General features: G+C 69.9%; 21 protein-coding genes. 16 read left to right on the forward strand and 5 right to left on the reverse strand.

Annotated elements, in window-relative coordinates:
• Window positions 1-205: 205 nt before the first annotated feature.
• From AC0AIB_RS14455 to AC0AIB_RS14505, 11 genes are all read left to right on the forward strand, one after another.
• Window positions 206-1,297, forward strand: a complete 1,092-nt coding sequence (locus tag AC0AIB_RS14455; RefSeq protein WP_465096833.1) for a sensor histidine kinase — start codon at window positions 206-208, stop codon at window positions 1,295-1,297.
• 28 nt (window positions 1,298-1,325) lie between these two features.
• A complete protein-coding gene (locus tag AC0AIB_RS14460) occupies window positions 1,326-1,742 on the forward strand; it encodes a roadblock/LC7 domain-containing protein (protein WP_091250922.1) in 417 nt (138 codons plus the stop codon).
• On the forward strand, window positions 1,739-2,116 hold the full coding sequence (locus tag AC0AIB_RS14465) for a DUF742 domain-containing protein (protein WP_363817456.1): 378 nt from the start codon (window positions 1,739-1,741) through the stop codon (window positions 2,114-2,116). The genes AC0AIB_RS14460 and AC0AIB_RS14465 overlap by 4 nt, the downstream gene beginning before the upstream one ends.
• A complete protein-coding gene (locus tag AC0AIB_RS14470; protein WP_091250917.1) occupies window positions 2,091-2,708 on the forward strand; it encodes a GTP-binding protein in 618 nt (205 codons plus the stop codon). Before AC0AIB_RS14465 ends, AC0AIB_RS14470 begins: the two co-directional genes overlap by 26 nt.
• On the forward strand, window positions 2,705-3,265 hold the full coding sequence (locus AC0AIB_RS14475; RefSeq protein ID WP_465096834.1) for a GAF domain-containing protein: 561 nt from the start codon (window positions 2,705-2,707) through the stop codon (window positions 3,263-3,265). Before AC0AIB_RS14470 ends, AC0AIB_RS14475 begins: the two co-directional genes overlap by 4 nt.
• A gap of 184 nt (window positions 3,266-3,449) precedes the next feature.
• Window positions 3,450-4,712, forward strand: a complete 1,263-nt coding sequence (locus AC0AIB_RS14480) for an acyl-CoA dehydrogenase family protein (protein ID WP_465096835.1) — start codon at window positions 3,450-3,452, stop codon at window positions 4,710-4,712.
• A complete protein-coding gene (locus AC0AIB_RS14485; protein ID WP_465096836.1) occupies window positions 4,706-5,548 on the forward strand; it encodes an HAD family hydrolase in 843 nt (280 codons plus the stop codon). The genes AC0AIB_RS14480 and AC0AIB_RS14485 overlap by 7 nt, the downstream gene beginning before the upstream one ends.
• Before the next feature lie 73 nt (window positions 5,549-5,621).
• Window positions 5,622-6,542, forward strand: coding sequence for a hypothetical protein (locus AC0AIB_RS14490; RefSeq protein ID WP_465096837.1), 921 nt, complete (start codon window positions 5,622-5,624; stop codon window positions 6,540-6,542).
• Window positions 6,539-7,600 (forward strand): hypothetical protein, encoded by a 1,062-nt coding sequence (locus AC0AIB_RS14495; RefSeq protein ID WP_465096838.1) that lies wholly within the window; start codon window positions 6,539-6,541, stop codon window positions 7,598-7,600. The genes AC0AIB_RS14490 and AC0AIB_RS14495 overlap by 4 nt, the downstream gene beginning before the upstream one ends.
• Window positions 7,597-10,098, forward strand: a complete 2,502-nt coding sequence (locus AC0AIB_RS14500; protein ID WP_465096839.1) for a helicase associated domain-containing protein — start codon at window positions 7,597-7,599, stop codon at window positions 10,096-10,098. Before AC0AIB_RS14495 ends, AC0AIB_RS14500 begins: the two co-directional genes overlap by 4 nt.
• Complete coding sequence (locus AC0AIB_RS14505) at window positions 10,098-11,012, forward strand: hypothetical protein (RefSeq protein WP_465096840.1); 915 nt, start codon at window positions 10,098-10,100, stop codon at window positions 11,010-11,012. Before AC0AIB_RS14500 ends, AC0AIB_RS14505 begins: the two co-directional genes overlap by 1 nt.
• A gap of 573 nt (window positions 11,013-11,585) precedes the next feature.
• Here AC0AIB_RS14505 and AC0AIB_RS14510 read toward each other — a convergent pair.
• Window positions 11,586-13,040 carry a UDP-N-acetylmuramate--L-alanine ligase gene (locus AC0AIB_RS14510; protein ID WP_465096841.1) on the reverse strand — a complete coding sequence of 485 codons (1,455 nt, stop codon included), beginning with the start codon at window positions 13,038-13,040 and terminating at the stop codon, window positions 11,586-11,588.
• 566 nt (window positions 13,041-13,606) lie between these two features.
• On the opposite strand from AC0AIB_RS14510, the gene AC0AIB_RS14515 reads away from it, so the two are divergent.
• The 3 genes from AC0AIB_RS14515 (at window position 13,607) to AC0AIB_RS14525 (ending at window position 15,023) form a co-directional block, all read left to right on the forward strand.
• Entirely contained in the window at window positions 13,607-14,134 is a 528-nt protein-coding gene (locus tag AC0AIB_RS14515; RefSeq protein ID WP_465096842.1) for a DUF6244 family protein, read from the forward strand.
• Between the two features lie 95 nt (window positions 14,135-14,229).
• Window positions 14,230-14,613: a DddA-like double-stranded DNA deaminase toxin gene (locus AC0AIB_RS14520; RefSeq protein WP_465096878.1), complete on the forward strand. Its 384-nt coding sequence runs from the start codon at window positions 14,230-14,232 to the stop codon at window positions 14,611-14,613.
• On the forward strand, window positions 14,610-15,023 hold the full coding sequence (locus tag AC0AIB_RS14525; RefSeq protein ID WP_465096843.1) for an Imm1 family immunity protein: 414 nt from the start codon (window positions 14,610-14,612) through the stop codon (window positions 15,021-15,023). The genes AC0AIB_RS14520 and AC0AIB_RS14525 overlap by 4 nt, the downstream gene beginning before the upstream one ends.
• Window positions 15,024-15,361: 338 nt before the next feature.
• Here the strand turns inward: AC0AIB_RS14525 and AC0AIB_RS14530 are convergent, their stop codons facing one another.
• Genes AC0AIB_RS14530 through AC0AIB_RS14540 form a run of 3 tightly spaced genes read right to left on the reverse strand, consistent with a single transcriptional unit; the run spans window position 15,362 to window position 17,372 of the window.
• A complete protein-coding gene (locus AC0AIB_RS14530; RefSeq protein ID WP_465096844.1) occupies window positions 15,362-16,783 on the reverse strand; it encodes a ThiF family adenylyltransferase in 1,422 nt (473 codons plus the stop codon).
• Window positions 16,714-17,100, reverse strand: coding sequence for a hypothetical protein (locus AC0AIB_RS14535; RefSeq protein WP_465096845.1), 387 nt, complete (start codon window positions 17,098-17,100; stop codon window positions 16,714-16,716). The genes AC0AIB_RS14530 and AC0AIB_RS14535 overlap by 70 nt, the downstream gene beginning before the upstream one ends.
• Window positions 17,097-17,372 (reverse strand): multiubiquitin domain-containing protein, encoded by a 276-nt coding sequence (locus tag AC0AIB_RS14540; protein WP_465096846.1) that lies wholly within the window; start codon window positions 17,370-17,372, stop codon window positions 17,097-17,099. The genes AC0AIB_RS14535 and AC0AIB_RS14540 overlap by 4 nt, the downstream gene beginning before the upstream one ends.
• A gap of 173 nt (window positions 17,373-17,545) precedes the next feature.
• On the opposite strand from AC0AIB_RS14540, the gene AC0AIB_RS14545 reads away from it, so the two are divergent.
• Both AC0AIB_RS14545 and AC0AIB_RS14550 read left to right on the forward strand, forming a co-directional pair.
• Entirely contained in the window at window positions 17,546-17,923 is a 378-nt protein-coding gene (locus AC0AIB_RS14545) for a helix-turn-helix domain-containing protein (protein ID WP_465096847.1), read from the forward strand.
• A 3-nt stretch (window positions 17,924-17,926) separates the two neighbouring features.
• Window positions 17,927-18,532: an ImmA/IrrE family metallo-endopeptidase gene (locus tag AC0AIB_RS14550; protein ID WP_465096848.1), complete on the forward strand. Its 606-nt coding sequence runs from the start codon at window positions 17,927-17,929 to the stop codon at window positions 18,530-18,532.
• 305 nt (window positions 18,533-18,837) lie between these two features.
• On the opposite strand, the gene AC0AIB_RS14555 is transcribed toward AC0AIB_RS14550, so the two are convergent.
• Window positions 18,838-19,845, reverse strand: a complete 1,008-nt coding sequence (locus tag AC0AIB_RS14555) for a Z1 domain-containing protein (protein ID WP_465096849.1) — start codon at window positions 19,843-19,845, stop codon at window positions 18,838-18,840.
• Window positions 19,846-19,855 lie beyond the last annotated feature (10 nt).

Raw genomic sequence — 19,855 nt, forward strand, 5'->3', positions numbered from 1 at the left:
TGGGGTGGTGGCGATCGCCCTGGGCACGGCGACATGGGCACTTGCGCAGTCACCGGGGCCTGTTCCGACGACGGCCGGCCTCGCCCTGGTGTGCGCGGCGGCGGCCAGCATGGCGATCACTGCCGGCGCGGCCGTGTGCGTTCATCGACTCGCCCGAGCGCATGTGCGCACCATGGTGGGCGCCTCACCTGCCGCTGGCCAGCCGATGGCCGGGCAGCAGGTGGAGGTGTTCGTCGGCCTCGCCCGTCGGCTGCAAGGGCTGGTGCACCGGGAGATCCAGCTGCTGGATGTCCTGGAGGCACAGGTCGAGGACCCCGACCTGCTCAAGGGTTTGTTCCAGGTCGACCACCTCGCGACCCGAATCCGCCGTTACGCGGAGAACCTCGCCGTGGTCGGTGGGGCGGTGCCGCGGCGGCAGTGGAGCCGTCCCCTTCCGCTGGTCGAGGTGCTCCGCTCGGCTATTGCCGAGGTGGAGCAGTACGCGCGGGTGCGGGTCGTGCCTCCGGTCGAGGGAACGGTACGCGGCCACGCGGGCGCCGACGTGGTGCACCTGCTCGCCGAGTTGGTCGAGAACGCGACCGCGTTCGCGCCTCCCCACACTGAGGTGACGGTACGTGCCCGGCGGGTGGCAGTCGGCGTGGCGGTTGAGGTGGACGACCGCGGTCTGGGGATGCCGCATCCGGAGCAGGACCGGGTGAACGCGCTGTTGGCGGACCCGGGCCGGGTGGACGTCGGTGACCTGCTGCGCGACGGCCGTATCGGGGCGTGGGTGGTCTCGGCGTTGGCCCGTCGGCACGGCATCACCGTCAAGCTGCAGAGCAACGTCTACGGCGGCCTGCAGGCGGTGGTGATCCTGCCGACGCCGCTGCTCGGGGACCTTGCCCCCGGGCAACCGCCGGCTGTGGAGGCCGGCCGGATGCCACCGCGCGGCGAGCCGACAGGGACGGCGACCGCGTCCTCGCCGGTGGCAGGTGCTTCGCCGTCGCCCGTCGGCGCTCGCCACCACCCGCCTGCGCCGCCGCCAGCGCTGACACGGGTCGCCTCGTCTGCGACGGCGCCCGCGCTCCGTGACGGTGCCGCGGTCGGACAGGTGCCCAGGGAAGCCGGCGCTGCGGGTCCGCTGCTGCCGCGCCGGACGCGGCAGGCGCATCTGGCGGCCCCGTTGGGGCGGAGCCGCCCGGGGGCGGTGAACCAGCGGGCTGGTGATCATGACCCGATGCTGATGGCCGACTTCCTGCGCGGGGCTAGTTCCGGCAGCGGCGAGCCGCCCGCCCCGCGTGCTGTCCCGCGCCACTGACTGTTGATAGGAGAAGGAGTTGTCTGCGATGACCGGTACGTCTGGCCAGGAACTGGCGTGGCTGCTGTCCGGGTTGGTCGAGCGGGTGCCGCACACCCGCAGCGCGCTGCTGCTGTCCGCCGACGGTCTGCCTCGCGCCGTTCACGGACTGGCCGACGACGACGCGGACTACCTGGCGGCGATCGCCTCCGGGCTGTTCTCCCTGACCCGTAGCGCCGGACAGATGTTCAGCGGCGGTTCTGGTGTGCGGCAGGTGGTGGCCGAGCTCGACGAGACGCTGCTGTTCGTCACGGCGGCGGGCGAAGGCGGGGTGCTGGCGGTGCTGGCGGGCCGCCAGGCCGACGTCGGCGTGCTCGGCTACGAGATGTCGCAGATGGTCAAGAGCGTCCGACCGTATCTGGCGACACCGGCCCGGAGCGGCGCACCGTCTCCCGTCCTGTCATGACCTCCCGCAGCGCGCATCGAGAGACGTGGCTCGACGAGGCGGCCGGGCGCCTGGTGCGCCCCTACACGGTCAGCGCGGGACGGACCCGCCCCACCACGGCGATGGACCTGTTGTCGTGGGTGGTCGCCACGGGCGTGCGTCCCCGAGGGCGGTTGGAGCCGGACCACGACGTGGCGCTGGGCCTGTGCGGCGTGGCGACCACGGTCGCCGAGGTGGCCGCCCGGATGAGGCTGCCGGCCGCGGTCACGAAGGTGGTGCTGTCGGACCTTGTCGCAGTCGGCGCGGTCCTGACCCGCCCACCCAGCCCGGCCGCCGACCCCACTGACCGATCGATCCTGGAGAAGCTCCTTGTCGGCCTCCAACAGCGACTCTGACTGGGCGCCGAGCGCGCTCAAGGTGTTGGTCGCCGGCGGGTTCGGGGTCGGGAAGACCACCTTCATCACGGCCACGAGCGAGATCCCGCCGCTTCGGACCGAGGAGCTGCTCACCACTGCCAGCGTCGGCACCGACGACCTTGCCGGGATAGCGGCGAAGACGACCACCACGGTGGCCCTGGACTTCGGTCGCATCACCATCGACCGCGACAGCGTGCTGTACCTGTTCGGCGCGCCCGGGCAGGACCGGTTCTGGTTCCTGTGGGACGAACTGAGCCACGGCGCCCTCGGCGCGGTGGTGCTGGTCGACACCCGCCGCCTGCCGGACTGCTTCGCCGCCGTGGACTTCTTCGAGTCCCGCGGCATGCGGTTCCTGGTCGCCGTCAACGAGTTCGACGGCGCCTACCGGCACGACCCGCGGGAGGTGCGCGAAGCCCTGAGCCTGCCGCCCGCGGCACCGATCGTGACGTGTGACGCCCGCGACCGGCGGTCCGCGACCACCGTCCTGGTGACACTCGTGCGGCACCTGCTCGCCGCTCCCTCTCCCACACACGCCAACTCCGCATCAACCGAGGTAGGTGATCGCGCATGACCAGCGACAACTTCGAACCCCCACCCCTGACTCCGCCCGACCCGGAGGCGCCCCAGCGGCTTCACCGGCTGCGGGCGCTCGGCCTCGGCAGACCGGAGCGGGAGTTCGACGACTTCGCCCGCAACCTCGCCGACGTCACGGAGATGCCGTGGGCGATGGTGAACTTCCTCGACGAGAACGGCCAGTTCTTCGCCGGCCTCTACACCGGCCGGACCACGCAGCCCGGCGTGTCGGCAGCGGCCACGCCCCTCGAACCCGGTCGCCGGATGTCACGAGACCAGGGATTCTGCCCGCACGTCGTGCACCGGCGCCGTGCACTGGTCCTCGACGACGTCTGTTCCTACCCGCGGTTCGCCGGCAACCCGGTCGTCGACCAACTCGGCATCCGCACCTACATGGGCGCCCCGCTCATCGACCACACCGGCACCACCCTCGGAACGATCTGCGTGGTCGGCACCGAATCCCGCACCTGGGGACAGCAAGGACTCACCACCATCAAGACCTGGGCGGCCGAGCTGTCCGCACGGATCAGCCAGCGAGAACACCACCCCCGGTAACCAGGCCCACAGCCCGACACCCCCTGATCGCGCCCCCGCGCACAAGACATCCTTCGTCGCCTCGCTGCCCAGGCCGGCAGCTCACATTCCAGGAACTGCTGGTGACCCCGCCACGGCCCTGCCCGTGGCGTTACCCACCGCCCCACCGACGGACACCGTTGGCGACCCACGAGGAGAGCGGCAGATGGTCAACGGCTACCACCTCACCCCCCGCCACACCCGCCTGCGGGACACGGTCCGAGCGTTCGCCGAGGCCGAGGTCCGGCCCCGCATCACAGAGCTGGAGGCGGACCGCAGCGTGGCGCAGGACCTGTCCCGGCAGATCGCCCGCCAAGGATGGCTCGGCGCCACGATCGACCCCACCTACGGAGGCCTCGGACTCGGTCACCTCGCCAAGACGCTCATCATCGAGGAACTGTCCCGGGTCTCGGCCGCCATGGGCGCCATGCTTCAGGCGTCCCACCTCGGCACCGCGAAGATCATCCACTTCGGCAGCGAGGCGCAGAAACAGACCTGGCTGCCCGCCATCGCCGCCGGCGACTGCCTGCCGACCATCGCCGTCACCGAACCCGGATCCGGCAGCCACGTCCTCGGCATGACCACCACCGCCGTGCGCGACGGCGACGACTACGTCATCACCGGCACGAAGACCTTCGTCGGTAACAGCCACATCGGCGATCTGCACGGCGTCGTGGCCCGCACCGGCCCTGGCACCCGCGGGCTGTCCGCCTTCCTCATCGAAGCCGACCGGCCCGGCGTGCGTCTCACCGCGCACCAGCCGAGCATGGGCCTGCACGGTTTCAGCTTTGGCGAGATCGTCTTCGACAACTGCCGTGTCCCGGCGGCGAACCGGCTCGGCGCCGAAGGCGACGGCCTCGACGTGGCGTACTCCTCCAGCGTCCTGTACGGCAGACCCAACCTCGCCGCTGTCGCCCTCGGCATCCATCAGGCCGTCCTCGACACCACCGTCGCCTACGCGACCAGCCAACGCCGCTACGGCCAACCCCTGGCCGACCTACCCACGGTGAAACAGCGCATCGGCGCCATGCAGTCCCGGCTGATGGTCGCCCGCCTGGCCGCCTACCACGCCGTACACCTGCTCGACAGCGGGCAACCCTGCGACGCGGAACTCGTCAACGCCAAACTGATCAACGCCGAACACGCGATCGACTCCGCCCGCGCCGCGATGGAGATCCACGCCGCGCACGGCCTTCACCCCGCCCAGTCGCCCATCGAGCGCTACTTCCGCGACGCTCTGCACATCTTCGCCCCTGCCGGCACCTCGGACATCCAACTCCTCCGACTGGCCGAACACGCCCTCGGCGCCACCAAACAACTTTGGTCAACCCGGTTCCACTCCTCCGTCCCTCAGCGGAGGCGAAAGCGTGGCGAGGCGAGGCCCACGCCGCGGGCAGGAACGAGCGCACCGGGGTCCATCGCATGCTGACCACCTCCTGCACCCTCGTCAGCGACCAGCCCACCGACACGCTGCCGGTCCTGGCGACATACCTGCAGACGCGACTCGGCACGACGCCGCCACGACCACTCGCGGCCATCAGCCTCGACCTGGACGACACACTCATCGACACCAGCACCAGCCTGGCTCACGGCGTGCGGGCGGGAGCCCAGCTCGCGGCCACCCTCACCTCCCGCGTCGACCCAGGCGCACTGATCGACGCCTACCACGCGGCATTCGTCACCCACTGGCGGCATCCCGCGGCAGCGGGCACCGGCGGCCTGCAAGACCTTCGTCGACGCGTCTGGCGGACGGCTCTCCGAAGCGTGGGCGTCACGCTGGACACCAGCGACCTGGACCGGCTGGTGCGCACCTGCGTCGCCGCCCAACTCGCCATGATCGCCCCGGACCCGGAACTACGCAGTCTCCTGCGAGAGCTGACCGACCTGGCGCCGGTAGCGGTCTGCAGTAACGGGCACCGTTCCTCGGTCCAGCGGAAGCTGGACAAGGCGGCTCTCACCGAGTTCGTCACGGCCATCATCTGCGGTCCGGACATCGGCCTCGCGAAGCCCGACCCCGGACTCTTCCACGCGTGCAGCCGAGCGCTGAACGTCGACCCCGCACGGTGTCTCCACATCGGCGACAGCTGGCACGCCGACGTCCAAGGCGCCATCGCCGCCGGCATGGTCCCGATCTGGATCACCCGCCAGCCGGCGGCCAACCGGCCGCGACCACCAACCGTGCCCTCGTATCCCACCGTCACCCACGCCATCCGCGACCTCCTGCAGCTTCTCTCTCCGGCACCCCCGGAACGCAGTCGCGGCTAGCTGACCCGGCCAGCCCCGCAGTGTTCGATCGCTCCTCCGTCACGTCCAGACAACCGACGATGAGGCAACAGCCATGACTCCACTCGACGCGCAGACCCTGCACCGGCGCAGGGGCAACCCGTGGCGTCCGCCACTGCTGGTCGCCCTGGTCGCCGTCACCATCGCCCCGACGGCAGTTATCGCGTACCCGGTCCGCACCGGAGGCGACCGCCCAGGCGTAGAGCCGGCGGTGATCCCCGCAGGCCTCAACAACGTCCCCGCCGGCACGCCGGCCGCAGCCGTCATCACCGCACCGTGCCTCGCGCAGTTGGCTGACACGCTCGCCACGGCGGCCGACGCCAGCCGTTCGGTCAACGCCACCCCGGCGAGCCCCGCCGCGTACACCCGCACACACACTCGGTCCTGGGCCGCGCAGGACACCATGATCCCGTCGGGGACCAGCAGCCGCACGATCGTCACCACCGAGACCTGGCAGTGGCGGGCCGCCGACGGATCTGGTCGCACTGTCAGCACCACACCCGGCTCCGCCGGCCACACCGTCACTGACCATCCCGCTGGCGGAATTCCGGCACCGCTACCCGAGCCGACTCCCACCGACCCGAGTACCCTCGCCGCCCACCTCGCCACGGTGCAGCCGCCCGAGATGGGCCCGCAGTGGATCATCCGTGCGGTCGCGGACGTGCATCTCACCCAACACCCCGCCCCGGCCACCCGGATCGCCCTGCTCCGGCTCCTTGCCACCGCCGAGGCCGTTATCTGCCATGGCACGGTCGCGGACCGGGCCGGCCGGGCCGGTATCGCCGTCGCCGTCGAGCACCAGCAGGCCCGCGACACCCTGATCATCGACCGGGCCGGCGGGGTCCTCGCCCACGAGAGCACCGACCTCGGCCCGCCACCCCGCATGGCCAAGGACGCACCACGCCTGCGCCTGTACACCCTCATCGTCGACCGCTCCGAGGACCCCACGATCGACACGGCCCAGGCCATGCGGTGACCCGCACCCGTACCGGCGCGTTGCTGCTCACGGCGTCACTTCTTCTCACCGCCTGTGCCGGCCCCTCCGACGGCGTGAACCCCGACCCGCCGTCTCCGACGACGCCCCCGAACAACACACCACCGGTCCCGGCCGGACCGGTCCTGACCCGCCTGGCCAACACCCTCGGCGACGCGCCCGCCGACACCACCAGCGGCGACTACCAGTACGTCGAACGCCGCACCTGGTACCGCGACGTCATCGGGCCACCCGGCCCCACCGGGTGGCCCGAACGGGTCCGCGCCGACCAGCTGTGGCGCACCGATGACGCCGCCGACGGCCGGCAGATCAGCGTGCACGTCGACAGCGGAAGCTGCATCCCCGACGGCGGAGACAGCAGCTGGACAGGCCAGACCGGGGACCGGTTCGACCAGCCACCACCGAGACAACCCGCTGCCCTACGCACCTACCTGCTCATCGCGGCCGGTCCCGGCGAGACCCGTCCCCAGGACATCGTCGGCGGCATCGCGATGCTCTACGAACGCCACGCGCCCACCCGCCCAGTCCGGGCCGCGGTCCTGCGGCTCCTCGCGGCGCAACCCGGCCTACTCGCGCAGACCGACGTCACCGACCGCGTCCAGCGCCCCGGCATGGACGTCATCCTCCCGTACACCGACCGCTCCGGCGTGCCAAGGCGCGACATCCTCACCATTGACGAGCACAGCGGCGTCCTCCTCGCCGCCCACAGCACCATCACCGGCCCCATCCCACCCCAGGACCCGCGCCTGGGACCCGACACCACAGACGTGATCGTCGCCGATGCCGCCAGCTACCGGCTCTACGTCGACAGCCGCCGCACCCCGGACACCCACACACCGGCGGCCGGCTGCCAACACCCCACCCTCCGGCCAGGCGCAGGGCAACGCCTCACAGCAGTGAGCGGTGAAAGCGCCCATCCGGATCCTCGACCCCCTGGCGGCTCCCCGCACCCGGATCAGGGCGTCGACCCGGCCGCGCCGGGGCGGCACGGTCCCCGCACGCCATCAGCCGGAACGCGCTGTAGGAGAGCCCTGAGGTGAAGGACTCACCAGCGGTCGAGAAGCTGCCGCCTCTGCGGGACTACCAACAGGAGGCCGTCGAGGCGATCGTGCAGGGCCAGGCCGATGGTGGTCGCGGCCAGTTCCGGGCGGCCTGCGGTAGCGGCAAGTCCCTTGTCGCGGTGCACGCCGCCGTCCGGCTCTGCCCGACCGGGCTGGTGGTGGTGGCCTGCCCGTCGCTGCCCCTGCTCGCGCAGACCCTGGCGGTGTGGGCCGCTGCCGGCATGGCGGTGCAGGTACTCGCGGTGTGCAGCGATGACACCGTCGCCGATACGGCGGTGCGCACGACCGACCTTCAGTGTCCGGTCACCACGCGGCCGGGCGAGATCGCGGACTGGGTCCGGCGAACTCCTACCAGCCGTTTGCGGCTGATCCTGGTAACTCATGCTTCCGCGGCTCTGGTGGGCGCGGGGCTGCACGCCACGGACACCGCCGCGAGTCTGTTGGTGATCGACGAGGCGCACCACACCGCCGGATGGCCCGGCAAACACGTTGCCCTGGTGCACCGTGACGAGCACCTGCCGGCCACCCGGCGGCTGTACATGACCGCCACACCACGGGTCCTCAGCGCACGACGCCGCGCGGGCCGTGGCGGTGAGGACGTGTTGTCGATGGACGACGCGGACGTGTTCGGCCCGGTCCACTACAGCTACCCGTTCGCGAGCGCGATCACCGATGGCTGGCTCGAGGACTACCGCATCGTGGTGATCGGGGTGACCTCCGAGGAAGCGCTGTCGACCCTGCGTCGCCTCGACCCCCACGCCGTCGTGCGTGCCGGCGCGGCGCCGCTGCGCACCGCGGTGGTGCAGACCGCGCTCGCCCGCGCTGCCGCCGAGTTCGGTCTTCGCCGGGTGCTGGTGTTCACCCCACGGGTGGCCCAGTCCCAGGAGTTCTCCCGTACTCTGCCGGCAGCCTTGGCTGCCCTGCCTGAGCAGGACCGTCCCAAGGGCCGCCTGACGGTCGGGCATGTCGACGGCACCCAGACGATGACGCAGCGGCAGATCCATCTGGCCAACCTCGCCGACCCGCCCGAGGACGGCTGGACGGTGATCTCCAACTCGCGGTGCCTGGGCGAGGGCGTCGACGTGCCCGCCGTCGACGCCGTCGTCTTCACCGCCCCGAAGGAGTCCGAGTCCGACGTCATCCAGGCCGTCGGCCGGGCACTGCGCCGCAACCCCGCCGGGTCCGGCATCGCCACGATCCTGCTCCCGGTCCTGCTGCCTGACGATCCGGTCGAGACCGCCCGTGACCTCGCCGCGGACCTGGCCGAGTGGACCACCCTGTTGCAGGTGCTGCGCGCGCTGCGCGCCCACGACAACGGCTTGGCCGCCGAGCTCGACACCCAGCGCACGAAGGCGTCCACGGGGGCCGCGGCGCTGCCGCCGCATCTGCTCGTCCGCCTTCCCGACGGCTACGCCTCCGAGGACCTGCTGCGGACCCTCACCGTGCGGGTGCTGGAGGAGACCACCTCGGAGTGGCTTGTCGGGTACGCCGCCCTGCGCGCGTTCCACGCCGACCACGGACACCTGCGGGTGCCCGTCGGCCACGTACGCCACGGGGTGCGATTGGAACGCTGGATTGCGCGGCAGCGTGCCGAGTACGAGGCACGCCGGCTTCCACAGGACCGGGTCCAGCACCTCAACGAGATCGGCTTCGACTGGACACCCATGACGCGGGCCTGGGAGCGGGGCATCGCCGCCGCCACCGCGTTCCGCGCCGAACACGGCCACCTGGACGTGCCCACCGGCCATGTCATCGACGGACTCGACCTCGCCCTCTGGATAGGACAACAACGCGGCTACCACCGCAAGAACACCCTTCCCGACAACCGGGTCGCTGCCCTCACCGCCCTCGGGATCGACTGGACCGTCAAACGCCCCTCCTACCACGACGGCTTCACGGCCCTGCAGCACTTCCACGCCACCCACGGCCACATCCGGGTCCCCTACGGCACGACCGTCAACGGCATCAACCTCTACGACTGGCTCGCCGCCCGACGCACCGACCACCGACTCGGACGCCTCAACGACGACCGCACACGCAGCCTCGAAGCACTCGGCATGCAATGGTCAATCCGCGACGCCGCCTGGCACCGCAACCTCGCCACCGCCACCACGTTCTCCCACCGCGAAGGACACCTGCACCCACGCAGAGGCCACCGCGAAGACGACATCGACCTATCCCGGTGGATCCATGCCCAGCGCATCGCGCGACGTGACGGCAAACTCCCCCCGGACCGGGTCGCCGCACTCGATGCGATCGGGATGCAATGGGAGATCGCCAGCGGCTGGACCGGCATGCACCAGGTCACCGCAAGCCGAACCGGCCGCACAAGCGACGACAACGAACCCACCGAACCCCGTCCCGCACCGAGCCGTCCAGGCGGGCCGGCTCCACGCCTGCAGCCCGACGTCTCGCTCCTTCCGGCGGGACACCGGCACCAGCACTCGCCATCCACCACATCCGAAGGGACCCGCTGATGACGCGCCTGCTGATTGCGACCTACAACTACGAGGCGGGCGGCTACCGCGACGGCACCTTCAACATGCGGCCCTTGCAACAGACGTTCGCCACCCTGGACGTTCCGCCCGCGATCATCCTCTTCTGCGAAGCCAAGCACTACCGGCGAAACCAGCACGAAGGCTTACGCCTGGCGGAGAAAGCCCTCACCGACGTCCACCACGCCCCCTACGCCGGGCTCCTCGGCACCAGCCAGCACGGACCCATCCCACCAGCCATCTTCTACAACGCCAACCTCGTCACCCACCTGGCCTGGCCCGGCGACGACCCGCACGACCCCGACGTCTTCCCCGACAAACGCAACGTCGGCCGGTTCCGGGTCAACACCACCGGTGCCGAGTTCGGCGCCTGGGTCGCCCACTTCAACTCCCGCAGCGGCTCCGCCCGCCTGGAAGAGGCGAAACTGCTCGACCGCTACGGCAACGACCCGCTCCCGTTCATCGGCGGCGGCGACCTCAACTCCACCGCCAGTGGCCCGCATTTCCCCCAACGAGACTGGCACGCCGCGAACCACCACATCCGCACACACAAAGGCAAACGGATCGACGACGGCACCCCCGAAGGGCACTGGGAAGCCGACACCGACGCCCTCGACCACCTCATCGGCCGATGGGACCCGATCAGCAACCGCCGACTCGACGGCGCCGGCTACCACGCCATCGCCGAACTAGCCTGGCTCGCCAACCCCGACTTCGTCATCGCGCCCACCATCATCGACAAGCCCGGTGAAGGCGGCCCTGACCTCATCGACTACCTGCTGGTCAACAACGCCATGCGCCCACACGTCATCCCCAGCAGCTACCAGGTCCACATCCCCGACGGGCCGCCGTACCCATCCGACCACCACCTCGTCACCGCCACCATCGACCTGTAACGGCACCGGCAGCCCTTCGAGCCGGGCGCGAGGCTCTGCAGCCCTTCATGGCCCTGAGGAGGACTGCGCCCGTACGAGCCGCGTCAGGCGTCCGCCGCTCTGTGAAGCTGGGACACCCGATCGAGGCGGCGGCCGGGCAGCGTCTCCGGGCAGGACACCGTTACCACCCGCCCCGGCCGGCCGGAGGGCCGCTGTCAACGGCGCCCGCAACGCTGTGCTGGGTGCGATGCGCCCCGCGATGCGGGCGTCGCACGCGAAGGCCAGCGACGGCCGGCGGTCGGTCGCAGTGCTCGGCGAGATGGCCGAGTTGGGTGAGCACCCTTCCCGCAGGTGCGCCGGCAGATCGGGCAGCAGGCCGCTGGACCAGAGCCGGGCGGCTGGTCGCGATCGGCGAGTACACCCGGCGGGCGGCATGGCTGTGGGCCGCACGGCGGACGTGTCCGAGGCGTGGAGTTGCTGCAGGCGGCCCCTGGGCGACTGGACCCAGGTCAAGGTAACCAACAGCGCGGGACTGCTCACCGGGCCAGCAGACGGTCGAGTGACCCGGCAGCGTCAGCCCTTGACGGAAGAAGATCAGGCCGACAGGGTCACCTCGGATCGGCAGCTCAGTTTGTCCAGGATCGCCGCACCGTAGCTGGTCACGTCACCGGTGCCCATCGTCAGCACCAGGTCGCCACGTCCGGCCATCCGCGCGATCACCCGGGCCGCGTGGTCGGGCCCGATGGGCAGGCAGTAGGCACCGTCGCGCAGCTGGGCCATGACGGCGGTAAGGTCCGCTGCCGGCCGGCCCTCCGGCACGGTGCCCTGCACATCGAGCAGCAGGACGTGGTCGCCGTGGTCCGCTAGGACCCTCCCGATCCGCTCCCCGAAGGCCAGGACGCGGGCATACCCGGACGGCTGGAACACCACGAACACCCGCCCCCGGGCCAGGGTGCGCGCGGCTTCCAGGTCGGCGGCGATCTCGTGCGGATGGGCGGCGTAGGAGTCGACCACCGTCACCCCGGCCCGGGTGTCGACATGTTCGAACCGGCGGCGCACCCCGGCGAACGTGCACAACGCCCCGCCCACCTCGGTGGGGTCGAGCCCGAGGGCCACCGCGCACGCTATGGCCGCCGCCGCGTTGCCCAGGTGATGCGCCGCCGGGGTCGGCAGGGTCAGCCGGACCTGTGTGTCATCCGGCATCCGCACCGTGGTCGACGCGCTCCACCCCTCGGCGTGCACGTCCAGGAGCCGGACATCCGCCGTCCGGTCCCGCCCATAGCGCAGCACCGTCAGGTCGGGTCGCTCGTCGGCGATGACCTGGGCGGCCACCGTGGCGCCCACGCAGTCGGCGTTGACGACCAGGAAGCCGTTCACTGCGGTCCGGCACCCGAACGTGACGTAGGCGCGCAGCAGGTCGGCGTGGCTGGTGAAGTTCTCCGGGTGCGCGTCGGTCACGTTGGTGATGACCGCGATCGACGGGGTGAGGTAGTGGAACGAGCGGTCCGACTCGTCGGCCTCGGCGACCAGTAGCCTCGACCGGCCGAGCTGGGCACCGGAGCCGGGCCCGGTCAGGTCGGCGCCGATCAGGTAGGTCGGGTCCTGTCCGCAGGTCCGCAGGATGTGAGCCAGCATGCCGGAGGTGGTGGACTTACCGTGCGACCCGGCCACCGCCACCAGCTGCCGCCCGGCGGCCAGCCGGTCGAGGACCTGCGCCGGGTGCACCACCGGGATGCCAGCGGCACGCGCCGCCCGAACCTCCAGCACGTTCTGCGCGCTCGCCGGGCAGACCACGCAGGTTGCGCCCTCGACAGGCGCCACGTCGTCGTCCAGGTGCAGGTGCACCCGAACACCGGCCGTGCGCAGCCCCTTGAAAGTGGCCGACTCGCGTATGTTGCTGCCGCTGACCTGGTGGCCCAGCTCGGCCAGCAGCCGGGCCAGGCCGGACAGGACCGGCTCGCCCACGCCCACGAAGTGCGGGCGGGTCAGATCGACCGGGCCGCTGTAGGCCGCCTCGGTGCTCGGGCTACCGGGGATCGTGTCGGTCATGGTGCCGTGCCTCCTTCGACAGAGCTGACGGGTCGGTGACGCGAACGGACGTGTGAGGAGGCCACTCCTTCCCATCCGTCCGCTCCTTGCGTGGCCGCGATGGCGTCGGGTCGCCATCGCGGCCACGCGGGTCCAATCGATCTGCGTCGTCCACTACCGGCCTCAACGACGCAGCCGCTGTTGGTCTCCGGTGCGTCCATCCCGCCTGCCGTCGCGGTGCAGACTGCCTCGGCGCCAATCGCCGAGCGGTTCGACACTGAACCCAGGCACCTGCCGACTCTGATGCGGTGGGGTCGCAACGGGGGGCATCTGCCTCCCTGCCAGTGCAGACCTCGGACGCGGTGTCGAACAGAGCCGACAACCGATCTCGACATCCCGCCGTAGACAGCGATCTCGCCCCGGTGCTCCAGTTGTCCGTGGTTGAACGAGGCGCGTCGAGCAACCGCGACCCGCCTACGCGCTGGCACAGCCGCGGTCTTCCGGGTGCGGTTGTTCCTATCGACCTCGATCTCTAGAGTGCCAGGGTTCATCGAGGTGCAAGAGCCGACAGGGTGAAGGGCGGGACCATGTCGTTGACCGACAGCATCGGTGATGACCTGCGGGCGATGGCCGAAGGCGTGGCGACCGCGCAGCAGGGTGCTGCCGGGGTCGACCACGCCGTCGAGCAGATCGCGGCGCGGGCCGTCGGGGCGGGCTTCGCGGGCATCGCGGTGGGACTGGCTCGCGTACGCGAGCAGGTCGGGCAGGTCCGCGCACGGCTGAGCACGGTCGGCGAAATCATGGGCGAGGCGGCGCGCTCGGTGTCCGGGGTGCCGCAACAGCCGTCGCCCCAGGAAGCCATCGCCGCGCTCACGCCGCTGGTCGCCACCCTCGCCGCTGTCGACGGGGCGGTCGAGGCGGCGGCAGCGGGCATCGAGGAAGCCCGGCGACTCGTCGCCGCGGCGCTGCGGGGTGGGCAACCCGGCCCGACTCTGGCACGCCTGCAGCAGGTCGGACAGGGACTGGCCGCGGTCAGTGCCCGAGGAGGCGAGGCCCGCCAGCATGTCGAAGCGGCACTTGCGCAGGCCCGGCAGGTCGGTGACCTGGGAAACTGACCACGGGCGGCGGCGTCAGCCGACCGCCCGGCACGAGCGACACCTCTGCGAGCCCAACCCAGGCGCCGGCCGAAACGGATCGGCTGCCGGGGTGGCTGACGGAGGCCGCCCGCGACCTGCCCGCACGGCGAGCGAAAGACCCCACGTCCGGTGTGGCGTTGATCAACGGCGAACGAGTGCCCATGAGGTCGGGCCGCGACCCGGCAGCCGCCGCGGACCTCAAACCGGCCTACAAGCTCATCGCCACCACGACCGACCACCTGGAGGCCAAGCTCGCCGCCCGGATGCGCCGCGAACAGGTAACGCACGCGGTCGTGTTGACCAACAACCCGCCGTGCGACTACGAGCCCTACGGCTGCGAGAGGATCCTCTCCCGGCTGCTGCCGTCCGGTGCGGAGCTGACCGTGTACGTACGCGACGATGACGGGCAGGTACGTCTGTGGCGTACCTACACCGGCAACGGAAAGGCCATCGCATGAAGGTGACGTGGGCATACGACCGGGGCGACCACCGCGACAACCACGAGGTCGACCTGAGCGCCCCCGCCGCCCTGAGCGCCGTACTGCACGAGATCCACCAGGCCGGAGAGCCCGTCGTGGTCACCATCTTCAGCCAGGCGACCGACGACCCGGACGAACTACCACCCGGCCTGCAGATCGGCCTGGGCCACCCCACCCACAGCTTCGCCGTGCACATCGCCGACGACGGCGCATACCTCAACGATCCGACAGTCGAGGCCCGGGCCGCCGGACTCAGCTTCGACCTCGGCGGAGTACCCACCGAGTACCCCGCCGAGCATCTACGGCTCCGGCCCGACACGGCCATCCAGATCGCGACCATCTTCCTCGCAACCGGCGGCGAGCCCCCCCGCCTACCCGCCGCCGAGTAGCGCTGGTGGGTGCCCGGTGATATCGATGGGTGCGAGTCTCCAGACAGGATGGCTGCCGACCGAGACGCCGAGCTCCGACCGGGAGCCTCGCCATGCTGTCCTACCCCGCCACGATTCCGTTGTGCAGCAACTGGTAGTCCAACCAGCTCGGGCTGAGTCGTTGTTCTCGGCGAACGGAAACCGGGTCACCTGGTCACCCGGTCCGGGCCGCTTCTCGGTGAGGTCGAGCGTCACCCGACGAATCCTATTCCGATGTGTTGACCGGAGGCCGAGGTTGCGGCGTGGCCACCTCGGCCCCGCGCTCGACCAGCGCACCCTCACCATCGACAAGATCACCACTACCCTGATAAGCCATCACCGCGCCCGAGGTGCCCGTGTCGGGAGCACCATGGGCAGCCCTCGTCGCGGCGTGGCATCTGGCCAGCGCGTGCGCGTTCTCTCGGCAGATGGATCGTGGAGGTGGTGTCGTCGGGGTCGTGGTGCATGCCGGTGACGGCGAGCATGAAATGGTTGATGGCCTCGGTGGCGACGAGGCCGTTGAGGGCGATAACGCTGGGCGCTGGAACGCCTGCGACGTAGCGGGCGGCAGCCCGTACGTGTTCGGGTTGCATGTCGATCGCGAGTTCGGTCGGGTCGATGAGGCCGTTGCACCACATGCAGCCGCTTCCGGGGACCACGAACCGGTTGACGGCGTGGATCTGGCCGACGATGTCGTCGTCGTTCACGGGGATCTTGACGCCGATCTGCGTCGTGGGGATCAGGTACTGGTTGGCGGCGGCGTTGACCCAGTACCGGGCGGAGTGGCTGTCCGCGGCGAGGAATATCCAGTCACAGGAGTTCAACGACTGTCGCGCCCCGCTGGTCTCGACCCGTTCCGCCATCACCGTAAGGCCGATGTCCGGGTTCGCCCGACGGGCGTTCCGAATCGCGGGGAGGCTCTTCGGCCGGCCGACGTCGTCGCGTTCAGCGGCGAGTAGCCGGGGCAGGTTCGTCTCGTCGACGATGTCGTCGTCGATCAGGACGAGGCTGCCGACGCCGAGGCGGGCGAGGAATTCGACGAGGATGCTGCCGACTCCGCCGAGGCCGACGACGGCGACCCGCAGGCGGCTGAGGGACTCTTGGCCGAGCTGGCCGAAGAGCCTCGCCTGGCGGTCGTGCAGGAGCTCGGCTGTGCCGGCGCGGGCGGGGCGAGGCCGCAGGCGAATGAGATTGCCGCTGGGGATGACGACCTCCGCGAGGTCGACGCGGGACCCGTCGGGCAACCACAGGTCACCGGCGGCGGCTTGGGCAGTGAGGACCAGCCCACCGACGACCTGGCCGGTGATCTGCCGCAGCGCTGGGTAGCCCCGCTCGTGGCTGGCCAGGTCGACCCGGGAAAAGCCGACCGTGGCACCGCCGAAGTGGTTATGAATGGCGAGGTAGGCGAGTCCCTCTTCCCGCGCCCGGACTGCGGCGTCGCGTACGAAGGACGGCGCGAGGGCCCGGTACCCGGTCTCACCGGGCACATAGTCGACCCCGTCCTTGGCGAGGATCAGCTCGCGGGCGAGCAGCCGGGGCCCGCGCGGGCCCTCGGCGCGGCCTGCGAGGATGACCGCGCCGTGTTCGTCCCTGTCGCCCCGGAACAGGTGTTTGGACAGGTCGGCCCACAGCCGAGCCGGCACGGTGAGGCTCCAACCGTCCGCCGGCGGGTTCACTGGGTGACGAGCCATGTGATCACCTTCTCGGCCTTGAGCGCGGCATTGTCGATCCCGGCCTGCCACCCCTTGGAGCGGCGGGATAGCTGCATGGCCGGCCGGTTCTGCCATTCGATCTGTTGGATGGCCGGCCCGTGGGGCTGACCGTCGGTGCGGGTCAGCCTGCCGGTGTAGTGGGGGTAGACATCCGCATAGGGGTAGGCCGCGTTGATCTGGAAGCCCAGCCAGGTAGTCGACGGGATGAAATCCGGGCCGATCTCGATGTCGTGCACGATCACGAAGGCGCCGCCGGCGCCGTCCGGGGTCACCTCGACCGGCTTGCCGGCGAAGTGTTCCCGGACGGCGTCGACCGCGGTGGTGACCGCCGGGGTCAGCTCGGTCACGAGTTGTCGTCCGGCGCGACCGCGAGGAACTCCTGGCGGGGATGGACCGCGACGGTGTCGTTGTCACCGATGACCTCGTAGCGGTTGCCCCGCTTCACCGACAGCTGGAAGTTGGCCTGGATGTGGACGCCCTGCGCGATGGCGGCCTGCTTGATCTCCAAGCCGATGACCCGCCGTTCGGGCAGTTCCACCGGCTGATTGTTGACCGAGACCGTGATAGTCCGCGGCGGACGCTGGATCTGGTCGACGTTCTCGGTAGCGTTGGTCGTCATATTGATCTCCTCGGATCATTGCTGCGGCTGGAGCGCAGCAGGTACGGTGGATGTACTACGAGTCGGACATCGTTCGACTTGTCGAACGAGATCAACGCTACCACGCGAGTGTTCGACATGTCGAACGGTGGTAGAAAGGTGGTTCGCGCAACCTGCGAGGAGATGCCCCGCCCATGGCCCAGACCAGGATCAACGTGCCGGCGCTGTACGCCGCCCTCGACGCCGCGCGCAGAAGCAAGAACCTCTCCTGGCGACAACTCGCCGGCGAGGTGGGATGTAGCCCTTCCACGATGACCCGCCTTGCCAACGGCTACCGGCCGGACGCCGACGCCTTCATGACCCTCACCCAGTGGCTGAAGATGCCAGCGGAAACCTTCTGGATCTCCGACACGGAAGACAGCCAGGGCGAGGAGCCGGAACTGCTTGCCGAGGTCGGCGTTCTCCTTCGGGCTCGCAAAGACCTCGGCGAGGAGGAGAAGCAACACCTACAGAACGTGCTGGAAGCGGCCATGAAGCTGCACGCGACCCAACGCGCGGCTCGGAGCCGGTGACACGTGGGCAAGAGGCTCCCCAAGGCTGAGATCCAGCGCCGAGCGATCGACATCCGCAAGACCGACCTCGGTCTCACCGAATACGATCGGCTCTGCCCCTACGAACTCGCTCGCGAGCACGGCATCGCCGTACACACCTTGGATGGCCTCGCGGAGGTGGGATGTCCTGAGAAATCAGTCACCTTCTTCGCCGCGGAACATCCGGATGCCTGGTCCGCCGCGCTGGTGCCTGCGGGAACGGGCCAGTTCATCGTGGAGAACACCTCACACCTGCCCCGCCGCCGCCGATTCAACGTCGCCCACGAGATGGCCCACGTCCTCCTTGAACACGAGTTCGACCGGGTCATGTTCAGCGCCGAGGGGCGCCGCGGTTGCGCCAACCCCACCAGCAAAGATCAAGAGTGGGAAGCGCAGGAACTTGGAGCCGAACTGCTTCTGCCCCTGGCCGCCGCGTACAAGGCGGCCAGGCAGAGCAGGACCGACGAGCAAGTCGCCGACCTGTTCGACGTCAGCCTTCCGGTTGCCAGGTGGCGCATGAACGGAACGGGGGCCCGGATCGTTGCCCAACGTGCAGCCTCGAAGCGGGCCAAGTCCGGAAAATCCGGGTAGCCAACTTTATCCGTCACCTAGCGACTTCGTGCGTGGTTGGCGGTAGCAGGATCTGTGCCGGCACATCGTTTGTGGGGTGCGGCGGGTAGCGCACGGATTCGTTGCGGGTGGTTGTTCCGCACCGGGTTTGATGGAGACTCCGTGAAACCCGGGGAACATCACAACGCCGATGAACCTCACCGGTTACGACACGGACTCACCTTTCACGTCATCCCCCCGACCTGCTGGCAAGGGACCCAAACCGCCCACGAACCCACAGTGGACAAACACTCTCGGATCACCCCCTCAGCCCCAGATGGCCGGGCTCAAGCTGAGGGAACTGGTGATTCGACGACGATCGCTGTGGGGTTGCTGCTGTCGATTGTGACCCATTTGATGAGCTTGCCGTCGCTTGGTGCCGTGCCCAATGGAGTCACGAAGTGGCAGGCCATGGTGACCTTTCCGGGTCCGACTGGTCCGTTGGTCTCTCCGTCGAGGGCGTCCTTCTCCACGACGGGGTACAGCACGAGCGCGGCGGTCCTGCCGTCGTTGAAGGAGTCGGCGATGGGGTCCGGGTGATCGGTTAGTATTCCAGCGATGCGGAACGCGGCGTTGCGGTGCATTGATTCGCTGAAGACGGCGAATGAGCCGGTTTCCTGCCTCGTCCGTTGGAAGATGCTGTACGGCCCTCGGTCGAGAACGGTCCGCAGTGTCGTGGAGCGGACCTGGTGGGGCAGGATGACGATCCATCGCTCGAGTTGTCCGGGGGCGAGCCCTCGCAGCCAGTTCAGTTCAGGCTGGAAGGTGTCCGGAGTGAGCCAGTCGAGGCTGGTCAGCACAGCCAGGAGGTCCCGGTGGCCGACGGTGGCGAGCCGGGCCTCATAACTCCTGCGTGTGGCCGGGACGTTGAAGCGTTCGGTCCTCGTTGCGGCGTCGAGGATCGGAAGCCAGCGCTCAAGGTTGGCACGCATCTTGGACTCGGACCTGGGGTATGCCACTGGCTCCATCGATGCGCCGGGTGATGCTTTGGCGACAAGCCGAGCATTCCACATCTTGTTGCGGGCTGAGGGTTTCAGGTCGGGGCGGTGCTGGGCGATCAGGGGTGGCACCTGTCGTGGAGTGAGGTGGGTCCCGTCGGGTGCCGACCCAGCGTATCGGCGTAGTTCCCTGCGGAGGAACTCCTCGTCCCGGCAGGCAGCGGCGAACATGTCATGCAGGTCCGGAGTGGTGTAGAGGCGGACGAGGTCGCGGTATCCGGGCCGGAAGCCGAACCAGCGGCCCATCTGCATCAGCGTGTCGACCTGGGCTGTGGCCCGTCGGAACTGCCGGATCACGCCCAGAGCC

It is taken from the genome of Micromonospora sp. DSM 43699 (assembly GCF_055517075.1).